Here is an 18867-nt window from a genome sequence, read left to right on the forward strand (position 1 = left end):
AACCGAAGAGTCGGGCGGTTGCCAGACCATCCCTTCTCCACGTTCCTGTACCGGGAGAAGGTGTCGGCAGGCGGATGAGGGGCGGCGTCGGCGTTCGCTATTTATTTTCAATGTTGGCGTGCGTCGCCGGCACCCCTTCAGTCCAGGAAAGACTTCGCCTTCATTGTCGTCGGCACCGGCACGCCGAGGCGGCTCAAGATGGTCGGCGCCAGTTGCAGCTGGTCGAGCAGCGTCTCGGCCTGCGGCCCCTTGGCGGGCCCGAAATAATACAGCGCGAAATCCTGCATCTCGTCGTCATGGCCGCCATGATGGCCGCGATCGGTCTGGCCGTGGTCGGCGGTGACCATCACCTCGTAGCCAGCCTCGATCCAGCGCGGCAGGAAGGCCGCCAGCATGCCGTCCATCGCATAGACGGCATGATCCATCTCGTGACAGTCATGGCCGAAGCGGTGGCCCATCGAGTCCAGCGTGCAGGTGTGCAGGATGCCGTAATCGATGCCGTGGCGCCTGGTCAGCATGGTCAGCGTCGCGAACAAATCGACGTCGCTTGGCGTCATCTGGTTGCGAAGATTGTAGCCGGTCATGGTGTGGAACCGGCCATGCGTGATCGGCCCGCCCGGCTCGTCGAATTCCATGTCCTCGACCAGGTCGAAGGGATAGGCACGGAAGAATTCCGACCAATAGGAATGGGTCACCGCACCCGTCTTGCCGCCAGCCTTGCTGACTTCGGAGAAGATGTCGGGCTGTTCGACGCGGAACCGGTTCTCGTTGGACAGGATGCCATGCACCTGCGGCGAAACCCCGGTGTGGATCGAGGCGTAGCAGCAGGCGGAGGTCGACGGCAGCACCGAGCGCATCTTCCAGACGCTTGCCTCGCCCGATTGCACCCAGCCCTCGAGATTGCCCATCAGTCGGCGCCAGTTCCTGTAGGGGACGCCATCGAGGATGATCAGCAAAAGTTTTGTCTTGAGCGCCACGGGCGGCTCCCTGCGATTGACCAGTTGAAATCAGAACGCCGCGCACCGCTGGGCACACGGCGTTCCGTTGATGAACCAATAGGCAGGATAGGCTAGGCGGTCAGCCAGCACGCGCCAAGGGCATAACCGTCCATCATCTCGCCGTTCGGGTTCTTGACGTAGCCGGCGATCTTGTTGGTGGCGGCAGCGTCGATGAACTGGTTGAAGAACGGCACGATCAGCCCGCCTTCGTCGCGCATCAGCACCGCCATGTCGTGGTAGATCGCCTTGCGCTTGGCCTGGTCGAGTTCGGCGCGGGCGGTGAACAGCATCTTGTCGAATTCCGGCCGCTTGAAACGCGTGTCGTTCCAGTCGGCGGTCGAGACATAACCGGTGGAATACATCTGGTCCTGCGTCGGCCGCCCACCCCAATAGGAGAGCGAGAAGGGCTGCTTGTTCCAGACCTCCGACCAGTAGCCGTCGCCGGGCTCTCGCTTGATCTCGATCTTGATGCCGGCCTTGGCGCAGGACTGCTGGTAGAGCTGGGCCGCATCGACGGCGCCTGGGAAGGCGACGTCGGAGGTGCGCAGCAGGATCGAGCCGCTGTGGCCGGACTTCTTGTAGGCTGCCGCAGCCTTTTCCGGGTCGAACTTACGCTGTTCGATATCGCTCGAAAACAGCGGATAGGCTTCGTTGATCGGGAAGTCGTTACCGACCGAGCCATAGCCGCGCAGGATCTTCTCCAGCAATTCATCGCGGTCCATGGCCAGCTTCAGCGCCATCCTCAGGTCGCTGTTGTCGAAGGGCGCGGTGTCGCAGAACATGTTGAACGGATAGTAGCCTCGGCCCGACACGTTCTCGATGGTGACGCCGGGGATGCGCTTGACCAGATCGACCACTTTCGGCTCGACGCGGTTGATCAGCTGCACCTGTCCGCCTTGCAAGGCAGCCAGCCGCGCGGTCGCGTCGTTGATGACGACGATCTCGATCTGGTCGGCATGGCCCAGCTTGTCGCCCTGCCAGTAATTGGCGAAGCGCTCGCCGCCATGGCGCACGCCGGGCTGGTTGACGGTGACCTTGTAAGGCCCGGCGCTGATGCCGGCGTTGGGATTGTCCTTGCCGCCATTCGGCTGGATGACAAGGTGGTAGTCGGCCATCAGATAGGGGAAGTCGGCATCGGCGTCGCCGAGCGTGACGATCACTTCCTTGCCGCTCGGCTTGATGGCTTTGATGTTCTTCAGCACGCCGAGCGCGCCCGATTTCGATTTTTCGTCGGCGTGGCGCTCAAGCGTGGCCGCGACATCCTCGGCGGTTACGGATTTGCCGTTGTGGAATTCGATGCCGTCGCGCACCTTGATGGTCCAGGTCTTGGCGTCATCGGAAGCACCGATCTCCTCGGCGATCAGGTTCTGGACGCCGCCTTCGGGTGTCAGGCGCACGAGGAATTCGCCCCACTGCTTGCCGAAATTGTAGGTGACCTGGCTGAGGTTCAGCGCCGGGTCGAGGCTGTTGGTCGATTCGCCGCCTTGCAGTCCGGCCTTGATGATGCCGCCCTTGACCGGCGTCTGGGCGAAGGCCTTGCCGGCCAACGTCGTGGCCAGTGCCGCCGAGACGCCAAGTGCCGCGGTACGGCCGAGGAAGTCGCGACGCGATATCCGGCCCTGTCCGGCGAGTTCAGCGAGATGGTCGAGTTCAGTGTTCATGTCCTACCCCCTTTTCTAAAACAACGTCACACGGGCGGCGCCCGTCCAAAGGGACGTGTGGCAATCTAGTGTTGCATGCGGATGACGGCAGGCGTGCCTGGACCAGCGGGTCGGGTCTATCCCTGCTCTGACGCAGTTCCGGACGGGAAACGGCGCACACTTTTCCCGGAATTGCCCTAGTTCCCCGCGCTCGCCATGCGCCGTCCCTTGATCGCCTTTTCCAGCCAGCCGATCTCCATCTCTGGCACCGACGACAGGAGAAGGTCGGTATAGTCGTCGAAGGGCGGGCTCAACACCTTGCTCTTCGGGCCATAGCGCACCACTTCGCCGCGATACATCACCGCGATCGAATCGGCGATCGACTTCACCGTGGCGAGGTCATGGGTGATGAACAGATAGGCGACGTTCTCCTCCTTCTGCAGCTCGAGCAGCAGCTTCAGGATGCCATGCGCAACCAGCGGGTCGAGCGCCGATGTCACCTCGTCGCAGATGATCAGCTTCGGCTTGGCGGCGAGCGAACGGGCGATGCAGACGCGCTGCTTCTGGCCGCCGGAAAGCTCGGCCGGGTAGCGATCGGAAAAGCCCTTTCCCATCTCGATCTTGTCGAGCAGTTCGGCGACGCGTTTGTCGCGCTCGCGGCCGCGTATGCCGAAATAGAATTCCAGCGGCCGGCCGATAATGGTGCCGACGGTCTGGCGCGGGTTCATCGCCACGTCGGCCATCTGGTAGATCATCTGCAACTGACGCAGATCCTCCTTCGGCCGGTCGGCCAGCCGGTTTGCCAGCGGGCGCCCATCGAAGGTGACGGTTCCTTCTTCCGGCGGCAAAAGCCCGGTGATGGCGCGCGCCAGCGTCGACTTGCCGGAGCCGGATTCGCCGACCACGGCCAGCGTCTGGCCCGGATAGATGTCGACCGAGACGTTCTTCAGCACCTTGATATGGCTGCGGCCATAGGCGGCGGTGACGTTCTTCACCGACAGGAACGGCGTCGTGCCGGGCTTCTGCTCGGCGTGCTCGATCTCATGCACCGACACCAGCGCGTTGGTGTACTCCTGGCGAGGCTCCTTGATGATCTGGCGCGTGCCACCCCATTCGACCAGCCGGCCATGGCGCAGCACCATGATCTCGTCCGAGACCTGAGCGACGACGGCAAGGTCGTGGGTGATGTAGAGCGCCGCCACATGCGTGTCGCGGATGGCGTCCTTGATCGCAGCCAGCACGTCGATCTGCGTCGTCACGTCGAGCGCCGTGGTCGGTTCGTCGAAGACGATCAGGTCCGGCTCGGAGCAGAGCGCCATCGCCGTCATCACGCGCTGCAGCTGGCCGCCCGAGACCTGGTGCGGAAAGCGCTCGCCGATGGTTTCGGGGTTGGGCAGGCTGAGCTTCTTGAACAGCGCAACGGCGCGCTTCTCCGCCTCGGCGCGTGTCGCCGTACCGTGCAGCAGGGTGGCTTCCACCACCTGGTCCATCAGCTTGTGCGCCGGGTTGAAGGCGGCGGCCGCCGATTGCGCGACGTAGCAGACCTCACGGCCGCGAAGCTTGCGGAAGCCGTCCTTGCCGCCCTTGAGGATGTCGCGGCCGTTGAGGATCACCTCGCCGCCGGTGATGCGCACGCCACCGCGGCCATAGCCCATGGACGAGAGGCCGATGGTCGACTTGCCGGCGCCGGATTCGCCGATCAGGCCAAGCACCTTGCCCTTCTGCAGGGTCAGCGAGACATCGTGCACCAGCACGATGTTCTTCGGCGGCTCGCCTGGCGGGAAGACAGTGGCCTCGATGCGCAGATTGCGGATGTCGAGCAGGAGGCCAGAGTTCGCTTTGCTGTCAGCCATCACCCGCGTCCTCCCTTCAGGCTGGTCGTCCGGTTGAGCACCCAGTCGGCAACCAGGTTGACGGAAATCGCCAGCATGGCGATTGCCGCCGCCGGGATGAGCGCGGCTGCGATGCCGAAGACGATACCGTCCTTGTTTTCCTTGACCATGCCGCCCCAGTCCGCATCCGGCGGCTGGACGCCAAGGCCGAGGAACGACAGCGTCGACAGGAACAGCACGGCATAGATGAAACGCAGGCCGAGTTCCGAAACCAGCGGCGACAGCGCGTTGGGCAGGATCTCGCGGAAAATGATCCAGGCGCTGCCTTCGCCGCGCAGCTTCGCCGCCTCGACATAGTCCATGACGTTGATGTCGACGGCGACGGCCCGTGACAGGCGATAGACGCGGGTCGAGTCCAGAACGCCCATCACCAGGATCAGCGTCACCAGGTTGGTCGGCAGCACGGAGAGCACGACGAGGGCCATGATCAGCGTCGGGATCGACATCAGGAGATCGACGAGGCGCGACAAAAGCGTGTCGAACCAGCCGCCGAACACCGCCGCGGAGAAGCCGAGGATGGCGCCGAGCGAGAACGACAGGGCGGTGGCAAGCACGGCGATGAAGAGCGTGATGCGAGCGCCGTAGATCATGCGCGACAGGAGATCGCGGCCAAGATTGTCGGTGCCCAGCCAATGCGTTGCCGACATCGGCTCCCAGACGTCGCCGACGATTTCGCCATTGCCGTGTGGCGCGATCCAGGGTGCGAAGAGCGCCGCCAGCACGAATAGTGACGTCAGCACGATGCCGATCAGCGCGGGGATGGGGATGCGTTTGATATCGAGCATATCCGCCCCCTATTTTGGATGTCTGAGACGCGGATTGGCGACGATAGCCCCTATGTCCGCAATGATGTTCAGGCTGATGTAGACGGCGGCGAAGATCAGGCCGACCGCTTGCACCACCGGCACGTCGCGCTTGGTGACGTGGTCAACGAGATACTGCCCCATGCCCGGGTAGACGAAGATCACCTCGACCACGACAACGCCGACGATGAGATAGGCGAGGTTGAGCATCACGACGTTGATGATCGGCGCGATCGCGTTGGGAAAGGCGTGCCTGCGGATGACGTTGAATGCCGAGAGGCCTTTCAGTTCGGCCGTCTCGACATAGGCCGACTGCATGACGTTGAGGATAGCCGCGCGCGTCATGCGCATCATGTGGGCAAGCACCACCAGCGTCAGCGCCGTCGCCGGCAAGGCGATCGCCTGCATGCGCTCGCCGAACGGCATGCCGTCATAGACGGTCGAAATGCCGGGGAAGATCTGCCATTTCACGGCAAAGAAATAGACCAACACATAGCCGATGAAGAATTCGGGAAACGAGGTCGAGGCCAGCGCCAGTCCGGAGATCAGCTTGTCGACCCAACCATTGCGGTAGCGCACCGCGATCAGCCCGAGGATAATCGCCAGCGGCACGGCGACGATCGCCGCCCAGAAGGCGAGAAACAGCGTGTTCCACAGCCGGTCCTTGATCGACGTCGCGATATCCTGGCCGCTCGACATGGCTGTGCCAAGATCGCCGGTGAGCACGCCGCCGAGCCAGCGGAAATACCTGATATAGGCCGGATCGTTGAGGCCGAGCTGCTCGCGCAAATTGGCGAGTGACTCCGGTGTTGCCGATTGCCCGAGAATGGCTTGTGCAACGTCGCCGGGCAGGATCTGGGTGCCGGCGAAGATCAGGACCGAAACGGCCAACAACAGGACGATGCCCAGCGCAACGCGCTGGGCAATTAGCTTCAGGATGGGTGAAGACATATCCGCAAAGCCGGGCTCAGGCCTGGAGCCAGCACTTCGCCAGGGCGTAGCCGTTCATCAATTCCTGATGCGGATCATCGACCCAGCCATCGACCTTGGCGCCGGTCGCATCGATGAACTGGTTGAACATCGGCAGGATCAGGCCGCCCTCGTCGCGCACCAGGACAGCCATGTCGTGGTACATCTGCTTGCGCTTGGTCTCGTCGAGTTCGGCGCGCGCCGCCAGCACCATCTTGTCGAAGTCCGGACGCTTGAAACGCGTGTCGTTCCAGTCGGCGGTCGACAGATAGGCGGTGGAGTACATCTGGTCCTGCGTCGAGCGGCCGCCCCAGTAGGAGGCGCAGAAGGGCTGCTTGTTCCAGACCTCGTTCCAGTAGCCGTCGCCGGGCTCGCGCTTGAGCTCGATCTTGATGCCGGCCTTGGCCGCGCTCTGCTGGAACAGCTGCGAGGCATCGACAGCGCCCGGGAAGGCGACGTCCGAGGTCCTCAGCAGCACGGTGCCGTCGTGACCCGACTTCTTGTAGTGGAACTTGGCCTTGTCGGGATCGTACTTGCGCTGCTCGATCTCGGTGAACAGCGGATAGGACGAATTGATCGGGAAGTCGTTGCCGAGCGAGCCGTAGCCGCGCAGGATCTTGTCCAGCATTTCCTCGCGGTCGATGGCCAGCTTGAGTGCCATGCGCAGATCGTTGTTGTCGAACGGTGCCGTGTTGCAATGCATGATGAACACGTAATGGCCAGGACCCGCGTGGTTGCGGATGGTGACGCCCGGCAGGCGCTTGATCAGGTCGACGATCTTCGGCTCGACGCGGTTGATCATGTTGACCTGGCCGCCCTGCAGGGCCGCCGTGCGTGCGGTCGCATCGTTGATGACGATGACTTCGATCTGGTCGGCATGGCCCATCTTGTCGCCCTGCCAGTAGTTGGCGAAGCGCTCGCCGCCATGGCGGACGCCGGGCTCGTTGGTCTTGACCACGTACGGGCCGGCCGAGATGCCGGCATCGGGCTTATCCTTGCCGCCGTTCGGCTGCACGATCAGGTGATAGTCGCTGAGCAGATAGGGCAGGTCGGCGTTGGCCTCCTTCAGCGTCAGCACCACTTCCTTGCCGCTCGCCTTGATGGTCTCGATGCCCTTCATGTAGCCGAGCGCGCCGGATTTCGACTTTTCGTCCGAATGGCGCTCAAGGGTCGCGGCGACGTCTGCCGCGGTCACCGTCTTGCCATTGTGGAATTCGACGCCGTCGCGGATCTTCAACGTCCACACCTTGGCGTCGTCCGAGGAGCCGATCTCCTCGGCGATGCGGTTCTCGAGCTTGCCTTCCGGCGACAGCTCGACGATCATTTCGCCCCAACACTTGCCGAAGGCGAACGGCACCTGCGTCATCATCAGCGCCGGATCGAGGCTGTTGGTGGATTCGCCGCCGACGAGGCCGGCCTTCAATGTGCCGCCCTTGACCGGGCCGGCAGCGCGCGCCGCACCTGAAAGCAGCGAGTTGGCGAAGGTCGCGGTGACGCCGAGTGCTGCCGCCCGACCGAGAAAATCGCGACGGCTCAATTTGCCGGAAGCGACTCGCCGGCTAAGGAATTCCAGTTCGTTTGACATGTTGAGTTCCTCACTCTGTTGGTTCGACTCTGCGGTCGTTTTTCTTGTTTCTTGTGAGGAGAATAATGACCGCAAGGGAAAGCGGTAAGCAAGACCGAATGCGACATGCCGTGGCGTAAATCGTACGTCGCATTTGGACCAACCAAATCCGTGGTCACAGGAGGACGCGCGGCACCCTTTCCTCGAAGTTACGCTCGAAAACGAGAGTTTCGCCCTCATAGGCCTCGATTCTGGCGCTGAGGATGAAGTTTTGCGCGTCCGATAGCATTTCGGCGAATGTCTCGGTGCGCACCGACCATCCATTTCGCGACAGGGTCTGTGTCCAGTGCGTTTTTCCCGAGGCCGCCAGGGGATCGTCCGGATGGATTGTCCAGATCTCGCGGGCGATGCTGCCATTGGCCAGGCCATGGGCAAGATCGCGCACCTTGCCGAAATCATCCGTTATGGAAAGCGTCACAATTCCGGTCTTTTCGTCGCGATCGACATGACGCTCGGAATTGGCGGCGCGGATCGTCTCGGTCGCCCAGGGAGTGGCGCTTTCCGGCTCGGCAAACGTCACTTCGTTGCCTGTCGCCAGCGGCCGCAGCGGCAGGGCCAGCACGGCGGCCGACAAGGCAAGCCGGACCGGCTCCGGCGACGGCCAGATCATCGGCCAATAGGCATTCGACACGGCGATGCGCAGATGGTGGCCTGCCGGCACGCGATAGGCGCATTGATCGAGCACCACGCGCGCAGACACGGTTTCACCCGGTACCAGCGCCTCGGGGAATTCGTGCGAATTGCGATGCGTCAGATTGAGCACGCCGTAGGAAATCAGTTCCGAGGCACCGTCAGGGTGCACGTCGCACAGCCGGATCGCGATGTTGGCCTGCGGGCGGTCGGAGGACAGCCGCACCTCGACTTCGGGCGCGCCGACGATGTCGATCGCCTCAGTGAGTTCCGGCTGGTCGAAACACACCGACAAAGCGTCGTCGGGGCGCTGGTCGCCGGGCAGTTCGGGGCCGAAGGTGAACGGAAAATACTCGCCGCCGGCAAGGCCGCAGCTCTGCGGCGAGGCAACGATGGCGGGCTTGCCACCGTCGGCGACAAGCTCGATCGATTGCGTCTTGATGGCAGGCGACGGCCATTCCTGCTCAGCCACCCAGCGACCGGGCCGCTTGGGATGCCAGCGCGCGGGGCGGACACTGTCCATGACATAGGCACGATAGGCTGGATCGGCCTCGACACCGGTGTCGATATCCTTCAGCCAGCGGTCCCACCAGCGCAGGGCCTCCTGCAGGAAACCGATGCGCGGTGCGGGTGCCGCGTAATGCGGGTATTTGTGGATCCACGGTCCGATGATGCCCTTCACCGGCGCTTCGATGTTGGTGGCCAGATGCGAGACGGTGTTGCGGTAGCCGTCGTGCCAGCCGCCGATCGACAGCACCGCGGCCTGGATGGCCGAATAATCCTCGCAGATTGAGCCGCGCTTCCAATAGGCGTCGCGGTGCTGGTGCTTCAGCCACAGCGGCGCGAGAAAAGGCTGGTTCTCCAGCCGGGTCAGCCAAAGGTCGCGCCACCTTTTGTCGCCGGTGAAGAGCGGGTCCGGCGGCCGCGACGAATAGGACAGCATGGTCGACGCCCAGCCGAAATTCTCGATCAGCAGGCAACCGCCCTTGTAGTGGATATCGTCGGCATAGCGGTCGGAGGTCGAGCACAGGCTGATAACCGCCTTCAGCGCCGGCGGCTGCTTGGCCGCCACCTGCAGGCAGTTGAAGCCGCCCCAGGAAATACCCATCATGCCAACATTGCCGTTGCACCAGGGCTGCGAAGCCGCCCATGCGATGACGTCGCAGGCGTCCTGCAATTCCTGTTCGGAATATTCGTCGTCCATCAGCCCTTCGGAATCGCCATTGCCGCGCATGTCGACGCGGATCGAGGCGTAGCCGTGGCCGGCGAAATAGGGATGCGTCAGCTGATCGCGGAAAATGGTGCCGTCACGCTTGCGGTAGGGCAGGTGCTCGAGGATCGCCGGCACCGGGTCGTCGCCGGCGTCTTCCGGCATCCACACCCTCGCCGACAGCCGGCAGCCGTCCGGCATGACAATCCCCATTACCGGAAATTCGACGACTTTGCGGGGGAACTCGGTGACGATTTTCATGCGGGACTCCAAGATCGCCAGATGATGGAGCCTGTGGCATCGCGTCGTGGGCCAGCCAACGAATTCGGCTGGTCAGTCCGCGTCAATTCAGCGGAATGTCGTTGTCGCCCTTGCTCGCCTGGTAGGCGCCGGACAGGTCGTCATAGCGTGCCGAGATCTCGCCGATGCGCGTTTCCAGCCGCTGGCGCTCGGCCTCGGGCATTGACCGTACCAATCTGCGGATCGAAAAGCTCCTCCAGTAGGCGTTCTCGGCATTGTAGCCGCCTGGATCGAGGGTGAAGACCTCCTTCAGGATATTCAGATCGTGCGGGATGGCGAAGCTGTCGCGCGAATCCTCATGGCTGAACAGATAGTAGAAATTGTCGAAGCCGGTCCAGGTGATCGCCGACAGGCAGAGCGAGCAGGGTTCGTGCGTGGCGATGAAGATGGCGTCTTTCGTGTCGACGCGCTCGGCCTTCGGCATTTCGTAGAAGCGCTTCAGGCAATGCACCTCGCCGTGCCAGAGCGGGTTTTCCATCTCGTTGTTGGTCTCGGCCAGCACCAACGAACGGTCGTCCTTGCGCAGGATCGCCGCGCCGAACAGCTTGTTGCCATGGGCAACACCGTCGGCCGTCTTCGGCACGATGTCGTGCTCGATCACGTCGAGCAGGCGGTCGATCAGGGAAATGTCGGTCATTACAAGCTCTCGTCGGGGAGATGGATCTCGTAGGCGTGCGAGAAATGGAATTCTTCCAGGTTGGAACCGTCGCCGCCGCGGTCGACGATCAGGAAATCCTGCGCCTCGCCGAGCGGCGTCAGCACGCCGTGCCACAGGTTGCGGGAATAGTTGATGCCTTGTCCGGGCGCGGTGATGAAGGCCTGCGGTTCACCCGGTCCCCCATCGCCGTCGTGGCAGACGACGACAAGGAACGGCCGGGGCGACAGCGGAATGAAAGCCTGGCTGCCGAATGGATGGCGCTCGACCATGGTCAGCTTCAGCGGCAATTCGTAAGGCGTGCCGCGCACCATCGAGATCAGCACGCGGGCGTTCGGCCCTGTCGCTTGCGCCGTGGCAAGATCGTGGTAGCGCTCGGCCTTGCCGCCATTGATCGGGTAGTGATTGTCGCCGCCCATGTCGATGACGTCGCCGAAGGCGGCAAAGCTCTCGCGGGTCAGCGGCCGCGCGACGATGCGGGTCACGGCGCCCGCCTAGCAATGCCGGCACCGCCGAGCTTGGCGTGGCGGTTGACGTCCTTGTAGAGCAGATAGCGGAATTTGCCCGGGCCGCCGGCATAGCAGGCCTGGGGGCAGAAGGCGCGCAGCCACATGAAGTCGCCGGCCTCGACCTCGACCCAGTCCTGGTTGAGGCGGTAGACCGCCTTGCCTTCCAGCACATAAAGCCCGTGCTCCATGACATGCGTCTCGGCGAAGGGAATGACCGCGCCGGGCTCGAGCGTCACGATGGTCATGTGCATGTCGTGGCGCAAATCGGCAGGATCGACGAAACGGGTCGTCGCCCAGCGGCCTTCGGTGCCAGGCATCGGCGTTGGCGCGATGTCCTGTTCGTTGGTGAAGAAGGCTTCCGGCGCCTCTAGACCGTCGACCGCCTCGTAAGCCTTGCGGATCCAATGGAAGCGGACCTCGGTCTTGCTCTCGTTGCGAACCGTCCAGGCGCTGGCCGGCGGTAGGAAGGCGAAGCCGCCCGGTCTCAGCACATGCTTCTTGCCGGCAAGCAGAACGGTCAACTCGCCTTCGACCACGAACAAGGCCCCTTCGGCGCCTGCATCGGGCTCCGGCCTCTCGCTGCCGCCACCGGGCGCGACCTCGACAATGTATTGCGAAAACGTCTCGGCAAAGCCGGACAGCGGCCGCGACAATATCCAGACGCGGGTCTTGTCCCAGAACGGCAAGGCGCTGGTGACGATGTCCTGCATCACCCCCCTGGGGATGACGGCATAGGCGTCGGTGAAGACGGCGCGGCCGGTCAGCAGCTCACTCTGGCCGGGGTGGCCGCCATGCGGCGCGTAATAGGTTCGGTCGGGCATCCTGATCGTATCCATGGGTTAAACCTATTGCGGAAGCATGTCCTTGAGGCGGAGCAGCGCGATGCGCTCGACCTGTTTGCAGGCGGTCTCGAATTCAACGCCGCGGCTGTTGCCGATGCGTGCCTCGAATTCCGCCAGGATCTCCTCTTTGGTCTTGCCCTTCACCGCGATGATGAACGGGAAGCCGAAGGTGGTGACGTAGGCGGCATTGAGCTTGGAGAACAGTTCGCGCTCCTTGTCGGTCAGCGCGTCGAGGCCGGCTGAGGCCTGTTCCTTGGTCGATTCCGCCGTCAGCCGTTTGGCCTTGGCCAGTTTGCCGGCAAGGTCGGGATGGGCGTTGAGCACTGAAAGCCGCTCGGCCTCGCTGGCGGAACGGAAGATGCGGCAAAGCGCGTTGTGCAGGCCGCCGGATGTGTCATGCGCCGGGCCCAGCTCCAGCTCGAAGGCGCGTTCGGCGATCCAGGGCGAATGCTCGAAGACACCGCCGAAAGTGTGGACGAACGTCTCGAATTCCATCTTGGACGGTCTGAGTGCTGCGGGTCGATAGGGGTGGTTTTCTTGCCAGTGGCGGGCGATATCGATGCGCCGTGCCAGCCAGACCTTGTCGTGCGACTTCACGTAGTCGACGAAGCGCTTCAGCGCCGCCACCCGGCCCGGCCGCCCGACGAGGCGGCAATGCAGGCCGATGTTCATCATGCGCGGCCGGCCGGCCTTGCCCTCGGCATAGAGCGTGTCGAAACTGTCCTTCAGATAGGCAAAGAACTGGTCGCCTGAATTGAAGCCTTGTGGCGTCGCGAAGCGCATGTCGTTGGCGTCGAGCGTGTAGGGGATGATCAGCTGGGCGCCGCCCTCATGCTCGAACCAGTAGGGCAGTTCGTCGTCATAGGTGTCCGACACATAGGCGAAGCCGCCTTCCTCAGCCACCAGCCGCACCGTGTTGACCGATGTGCGGCCCGTGTACCAGCCGGTCGGGCGCTGGCCGGTCACCTCATAGTGCAGGCGGATCGCCGCTTCGAGGTCGCGGCGCTCGTCCTCGGCGCTGTGGTCGCGATAGTCGATCCATTTCAGTCCGTGCGACGCGATCTCCCAGCCGGCTTCCTGCATCGCCGTGACCTGGTCGGGCGAGCGGGCGAGCGCGGTGGCGACGCCGTAGCAGGTCACCGGCACCTCGGCCTCGGTGAACAATCTGAGCAGCCGCCAGAAACCGGCGCGGGCGCCGTATTCGTAGATTGATTCCATGTTCCAGTGGCGCTGGCCCACCCAGGGTGCGGCGCCGACGATCTCCGACAGGAAGGCTTCCGACGCCTTGTCGCCATGCAGCACGCAGTTCTCGCCGCCCTCTTCGTAGTTGACGACGAACTGCACGGCGACATGCGCACCACCAGGCCATTTCGGATCCGGCGGATTGGCTCCATAGCCGCGCATGTCTCTGATATAACGCATCGTCCCTCCCGCCGGGCATTGCCCGATGTATGATCAGGATATCGAAAGGGCTGCTCGCGCATTCCCCCGAAAATTTTTGAAAGTGTTTTTGTCGCACTCCGCTCGACCGGGACTTATGCATCGCCTTTAATTGGCGCACAATTCATCAGCAATGTTCGACTGTACCGGGCCAGTTCGCTCGTACAGGAAATGGGAGGCGGCCAGTGGCAGAAACGTCGAAAGCCGATGGCGGGCGTCTGACGACCCATGTCCTCGACACCGCGACCGGCATGCCGGCGGCGGGATTGTCGATCGCGCTCTATCACCTCGAGGGCGACGCCCGGACACATCTGAAGACCGTTGTCACCAATGATGATGGCCGTTGCGACGCACCGCTGCTTGCCGGCGCCGAGTTCCGCACCGGCGAATATGAACTGATCTTTGCCGCAGGCGACTATTTGCGCCAGCACGGGACGAACTTGCCCAAACCGGCCTTTCTCGACGTGATACCGATCCGCTTCGGCATGGCCGAACCGGTGCACTATCATGTGCCGCTGCTCGTCTCGCCCTACGGCTATTCGACCTACAGGGGGAGCTGACGCATGGCCAAGGTCCGTATCCGCAACGAGATACGCTTCATTCTCAATGGCAGGGACGTCGCGCTTTCGTCGGTGGCGCCAGACGCGACCTTGCTCGACTGGCTGCGGCTCGACCGTTCGCTGCGCGGCACCAAGGAAGGCTGCGCCGAGGGTGATTGCGGCGCCTGCACCGTGCTGGTCGGAAAGCTCTCGGCAGGCGGTCTCGTCTATGAAGGCGTCAACGCCTGCATCCGCTTCCTCGGCTCGCTGGACGGTACCCATGTCGTGACCGTCGAGCATTTGCGCGGTCTTCCTGGCCAGTTGCACCCGGTGCAGCAGGCGATGGTCGATTTCCATGGCTCGCAGTGCGGCTTCTGCACGCCGGGCTTCGTCATGTCGCTCTATGGCCTGTGGATGAGATCATCAGACCCGTCGAATGAAGCCATCGAAAAGGCGCTGCAAGGCAATCTCTGCCGCTGCACCGGCTACGAGGCGATCATGCGCGCGGCCCGCGCCATCTCCAGCTACGGCAAGGCGGCGAAGGACCCGCTGGCGGTCGAGCGCAAGGCAATCACGGCAAGACTCCAGGCCATGCATGACGGCGCGCGGATCGAGATCGGCGCCGGCAAGGAGCGGCTCGTCGTGCCGGCCAATGTCGACGATTTCGCCGCCGTGCTTGACAAGGAACCCGGCGCCACCATCGTTGCCGGCTCGACCGATGTCGGCCTGTGGGTGACCAAGCACATGCGCGATATTTCGCCGGCGATATTCATCGGTGATCTCGACGGGCTTTGCACCATCGCCGAAGCAAACGGCGTCATCACCATCGGCGCCGGCGTCACCTACACCGAGGCGTTCTCGACGCTCGCCAAGCGCATCCCGGTGATGGGGCCGTTGTTCGACCGCATTGGTGGCGAACAGGTGCGCAACATGGGCACCATCGGCGGCAACATCGCCAACGGTTCACCGATCGGCGATACGCCACCGCCCTTGATCGCGCTCGGCGCGCGCCTGACGCTGCGCAAGGGCAAGAAACGGCGGACGATCCCGCTGGAAACCTTCTTTGTCGCCTATGGCAAGCAGGACCGGCAGCCTGGCGAGTTCGTCGAGGCGGTGCACGTTCCCGTCCCCGCCAAGGGCACGAAATTCGCCGTCCACAAGATCACCAAGCGCCGCGATGAGGACATCACGGCTGCCCTTGGCGCCTTCTTCCTGAACCTGGCCAAGGATGGCACGGTCGCGGATCTGCGCATCGCCTATGGCGGCATGGCGGCGATACCGAAGCGGGCGTCGGCTGTCGAAAAAGCGCTGCTCGGCAAGCCGTGGACCGAACAGACGGTTGTGACTGCCATGGCGAAGTATGCTGAAGATTTCACCCCGCTGACAGACATGCGGGCCTCGGCCGAGTATCGCGCCCTGGCGGCGCGCAATCTTTTGCTGCGCTTCTTCGCCGAGACCAGCGGCACCAGGGAGCCGATCCAGGTTTCAAGGCACGAGGCGGCATGATGAACAAGCACGCCACCCCCAATCCCAAGGCCGAAAAGATCACCGGCGGCGTCGCCACCGACCAGCGGCATGATTCTGGCCACAAGCATGTCAGCGGCACCGCCGTCTACATCGACGACATGCCAGAACCGGCCGGCACGCTGCATGGCTGCCTTGGGCTTTCGGCTGCCACCCATGCCACCATCACCAGCATGGACCTGTCGGCTGTGCGCACCGCCCCCGGGGTCGTCGACGTGCTGACGGCCAAAGATGTGCCTGGCGAAAACGACATTTCGCCGACGGGGCGCCATGATGAGCCGGTGCTGGCTGACGGCAAGGTGCAGTTCTACGGCCAGCCGATCTTCTGCGTCATTGCCGAGACGCGCGAGCAGGCACGCCGCGCCACCAGGCTGGCCAAGGTCGAATACAAGGAATTGCCTTTCGTCACCGACATCGGCGAACTTGATCCCCGTAAGGACAAGCTGGTCACGCCGCCACTGACGCTGAAGCGCGGCGACGCCGCGGCAGCGATCAAGGCCGCGCCCCGCCGGCTCAAAGGGCAGATGCGCGTTGGCGGTCAGGAGCATTTCTATCTCGAGGGCCATATCGCCATGGCCGTGCCCGGCGAGGACGAGGACGTCACCATCTATTCCTCGACCCAGCATCCGAGCGAAGTCCAGCACATGGTCAGCCATGCGCTCGGCGTGCCGAGCAACGCCATCACGGTGGAAATCCGCCGCATGGGCGGCGGGTTCGGCGGCAAGGAAACGCAAGGCAACCAGTTTGCGGCATTGGCCGCCATCGCCGCGAAAAAGCACCATCGCGCCGTGAAAATCCGGCCCGACCGCGACGACGACATGATCGCCACCGGCAAGCGTCATGACTTCCTCGTCGACTACGAAGTCGGCTTCGATGACGAGGGCAACATTCTCGGCGTCGATTTCATGTTCGCGGCGCGCTGTGGTTTCTCCTCGGACCTGTCAGGTCCGGTGACCGATCGCGCGCTGTTCCACTGCGACAACACCTATTTCTGGCCGGCGGTGCATGCCCAGTCGGCACCTCTCTACACCAACACCGTGTCGAACACCGCCTTCCGCGGTTTCGGCGGTCCCCAAGGCATGGTCGGCGCCGAGCGCGTCATCGACGAGGTTGCCTTTGCCGTCGGCAAGGATCCGCTCGAAATCCGCAAGAAGAATTTTTACGGCACAAGCGACCGCAATATCACGCCCTACCACCAGACGGTCGAGGACAACATCATCCAGCGCATCGTCGCCGAGCTTGAGCAAAGCGCCAGCTATGCGCGGCGGCGGCGCGAGATATCGGCCTTCAATGCCAACAGCCGTTTCATCAAGCGTGGCCTGGCGCTGACGCCGGTCAAGTTCGGCATCTCGTTCACGGCCACGCACTACAACCAGGCCGGCGCGCTGGTGCATGTCTACACCGATGGCTCGGTGCATCTGAACCACGGCGGCACGGAGATGGGGCAGGGCCTCTACGTCAAGGTGGCGCAGGTGGTGGCGGAAGAGTTCCAGATCGATCTCGATCAGGTGAAGATCACCGCGACGACGACCGGCAAGGTGCCGAACACCTCGGCCACCGCAGCGTCATCCGGTTCCGATCTCAACGGCATGGCGGCGCAGAATGGCGCTCGCCAGATCAAGGAGCGGTTGACCGATTTCGCCGCCGAAAAATATCAGGTGCCGCGCGATCAGGTGCTTTTCCTGCCCAACCGGGTGCGCATCGGCAACCAGGAGATCGCCTTCGCCGACCTCGTCAAACAGGCATATATGGCCCGTATCCAGCTTTCGGCGGCCGGCTTTTACAAAACGCCAAAGATCCACTGGAACCGTGACAAGGGCCAGGGCCGCCCCTTCTACTACTTCGCTTATGGCGCCTCGTGCTCGGAAGTCTCGGTCGACACGCTGACCGGCGAGTACATGGTCGAGCGCACCGACATATTGCATGACACGGGCCGCTCGCTGAACCGCGCCATCGATATCGGCCAGATCGAGGGCGGCTTCATCCAGGGCATGGGCTGGCTGACCACCGAGGAACTGTGGTGGGACGGCAAGGGCCGGCTGCGCACGCACGCGCCGTCGACCTACAAGATCCCCCTGGCGTCGGACCGGCCGAAGATATTCAACGTCACCTTGGCCGACTGGCCGGAAGCCAGCGAGCCGACGATCCACCGCTCCAAGGCGGTCGGCGAACCGCCGTTCCCGCTCGGCATGTCGGTGCTGCACGCGCTGTCGGACGCGGTGGCCAGCGTCGCCGACCACAAGATCTGTCCGCGTCTCGATGCGCCGGCAACGCCGGAACGGGTTCTGATGGCGATCGAGAGGCTGAAGAACGAGGTCAAGGCCGGCGCCTGAAACCGGCAAAACGTGCAATTCAGACCGAAAAAGCCTACATTTCCCATTCGGGAACGTGAGAAATGAACTCGAAAGTGCAAAGTCTGAAAGCCTTTCTCAGCACCGCCGGCCGGGTTGCCCTGGTCGAAGTGGCGGGCACCAAAGGCTCGACGCCACGCGAGAAGGGCGCCTTGATGCTCGTCTCGCAGGCGACGATCTTTGGCACGATCGGCGGCGGCCAGCTCGAATACATGGCGATCGACAAGGCGCGGCAGATGCTTGTCTCCCCCTCAAGGGATGCCCGCATCGAGGTTGACGAGGTCTGCGCGACCTTAGACGTGCCGCTCGGCCCCGAGATCGGCCAATGCTGTGGCGGGCGCGTCGAAGTGTTGATCCGGCTCGTTGACGCAGGGCTGGCAGCCGAGCTGGTTGCATCGGCTGAGACAGAAGAGGCACACCTGCCCTATGTCTATATCTTCGGCGGCGGCCATGTCGGCCAGGCGCTGGCCTCCGCGGTGGCCCTTCTCCCTGTGCACGCCGTCGTCATCGAGACGCGGGCCGAGGCGCTCGAAGGCATGCCGGAAACCGTCGAGACCCGGTTGACGCCGATGCCCGAAGCGATGGTGCGCGATGCGCCGGCCGGCACCGCTTTCGCCATCCTCACCCACGACCATGCGCTGGATTTCCTGATCGTCGCCGAAGCGTTGAAGCGCAACGATACCGCCTATGTCGGCATGATCGGCTCGAAGACCAAGAAAGCGACGTTCAAGAACTGGTTCCTGAAATCGGCGGACGGCAGCGAGGCCGAGTTTGCCCGCCTCGTCTCGCCGATCGGCGGCGATGCCGTCAAGGACAAGCGCCCGCCCGTCATCGCCGTACTCGCGGCCGCAGAAATCATAACCGCGATGGTCATTCACAGCGCAGCGTCAAACGCCGGTCGTCAGGTCCAGCGTGACAAGGTGTTAGCCGGCTGATCTTAC

Annotated in this window: 15 protein-coding genes; 4 read left to right on the plus strand and 11 right to left on the minus strand. The window is 63.4% G+C overall.

From position 1 onward, the window contains the following. Window positions 1–137: 137 nt before the first annotated feature. From AC1D2G_RS04855 to puuE, 11 genes are all read right to left on the minus strand, one after another. Entirely contained in the window at window positions 138–977 is an 840-nt protein-coding gene (locus AC1D2G_RS04855; RefSeq protein ID WP_477412334.1) for an alkaline phosphatase family protein, read from the minus strand. A 92-nt stretch (window positions 978–1069) separates the two neighbouring features. Then, complete coding sequence (locus AC1D2G_RS04860) at window positions 1070–2659, minus strand: ABC transporter substrate-binding protein (RefSeq protein ID WP_477412336.1); 1590 nt, start codon at window positions 2657–2659, stop codon at window positions 1070–1072. 176 nt (window positions 2660–2835) lie between these two features. Then, complete coding sequence (locus AC1D2G_RS04865; protein WP_095083048.1) at window positions 2836–4491, minus strand: ABC transporter ATP-binding protein; 1656 nt, start codon at window positions 4489–4491, stop codon at window positions 2836–2838. Continuing rightward, on the minus strand, window positions 4491–5315 hold the full coding sequence (locus tag AC1D2G_RS04870; RefSeq protein WP_095083047.1) for an ABC transporter permease: 825 nt from the start codon (window positions 5313–5315) through the stop codon (window positions 4491–4493). Before AC1D2G_RS04870 ends, AC1D2G_RS04865 begins: the two co-directional genes overlap by 1 nt. A gap of 9 nt (window positions 5316–5324) precedes the next feature. Beyond that, window positions 5325–6284, minus strand: coding sequence for an ABC transporter permease (locus tag AC1D2G_RS04875; protein WP_184873155.1), 960 nt, complete (start codon window positions 6282–6284; stop codon window positions 5325–5327). A 16-nt stretch (window positions 6285–6300) separates the two neighbouring features. After that, complete coding sequence (locus AC1D2G_RS04880; RefSeq protein ID WP_095083043.1) at window positions 6301–7887, minus strand: ABC transporter substrate-binding protein; 1587 nt, start codon at window positions 7885–7887, stop codon at window positions 6301–6303. A gap of 154 nt (window positions 7888–8041) precedes the next feature. Continuing rightward, window positions 8042–10027, minus strand: a complete 1986-nt coding sequence (locus tag AC1D2G_RS04885; RefSeq protein ID WP_477412338.1) for a CocE/NonD family hydrolase — start codon at window positions 10025–10027, stop codon at window positions 8042–8044. An 82-nt stretch (window positions 10028–10109) separates the two neighbouring features. Then, window positions 10110–10703 (minus strand): nucleoside deaminase, encoded by a 594-nt coding sequence (locus AC1D2G_RS04890; RefSeq protein WP_477412340.1) that lies wholly within the window; start codon window positions 10701–10703, stop codon window positions 10110–10112. After that, the gene (locus tag AC1D2G_RS04895) at window positions 10703–11206 is read right to left on the minus strand and encodes an ureidoglycolate lyase (RefSeq protein WP_095083037.1); all 504 of its coding nucleotides are present in this window, start codon (window positions 11204–11206) and stop codon (window positions 10703–10705) included. The genes AC1D2G_RS04890 and AC1D2G_RS04895 overlap by 1 nt, the downstream gene beginning before the upstream one ends. Further along, window positions 11203–12066 carry a bifunctional allantoicase/(S)-ureidoglycine aminohydrolase gene (locus tag AC1D2G_RS04900; protein ID WP_477412342.1) on the minus strand — a complete coding sequence of 288 codons (864 nt, stop codon included), beginning with the start codon at window positions 12064–12066 and terminating at the stop codon, window positions 11203–11205. The genes AC1D2G_RS04895 and AC1D2G_RS04900 overlap by 4 nt, the downstream gene beginning before the upstream one ends. 9 nt (window positions 12067–12075) lie before the next feature. Continuing rightward, on the minus strand, window positions 12076–13494 hold the full coding sequence (gene puuE / locus AC1D2G_RS04905; RefSeq protein ID WP_477412344.1) for an allantoinase PuuE: 1419 nt from the start codon (window positions 13492–13494) through the stop codon (window positions 12076–12078). Window positions 13495–13697: 203 nt separating this feature from the next. Between puuE and uraH the strand changes: the two genes are divergently transcribed. The 4 genes from uraH to xdhC all read left to right on the plus strand — a co-directional run bounded on the left by uraH (window position 13698) and on the right by xdhC (window position 18861). Continuing rightward, window positions 13698–14072 carry a hydroxyisourate hydrolase gene (uraH, locus tag AC1D2G_RS04910; RefSeq protein ID WP_477412346.1) on the plus strand — a complete coding sequence of 125 codons (375 nt, stop codon included), beginning with the start codon at window positions 13698–13700 and terminating at the stop codon, window positions 14070–14072. Between the two features lie 3 nt (window positions 14073–14075). Next, on the plus strand, window positions 14076–15557 hold the full coding sequence (gene xdhA, locus AC1D2G_RS04915; RefSeq protein ID WP_477412348.1) for a xanthine dehydrogenase small subunit: 1482 nt from the start codon (window positions 14076–14078) through the stop codon (window positions 15555–15557). Beyond that, window positions 15557–17908: a xanthine dehydrogenase molybdopterin binding subunit gene (gene xdhB, locus AC1D2G_RS04920; protein ID WP_477412350.1), complete on the plus strand. Its 2352-nt coding sequence runs from the start codon at window positions 15557–15559 to the stop codon at window positions 17906–17908. The genes xdhA and xdhB overlap by 1 nt, the downstream gene beginning before the upstream one ends. A 62-nt stretch (window positions 17909–17970) precedes the next feature. Then, window positions 17971–18861 (plus strand): xanthine dehydrogenase accessory protein XdhC, encoded by an 891-nt coding sequence (xdhC, locus tag AC1D2G_RS04925; protein WP_477412352.1) that lies wholly within the window; start codon window positions 17971–17973, stop codon window positions 18859–18861. Window positions 18862–18867 lie beyond the last annotated feature (6 nt).

It is taken from the genome of Mesorhizobium sp. P2_C7, from assembly GCF_056404515.1.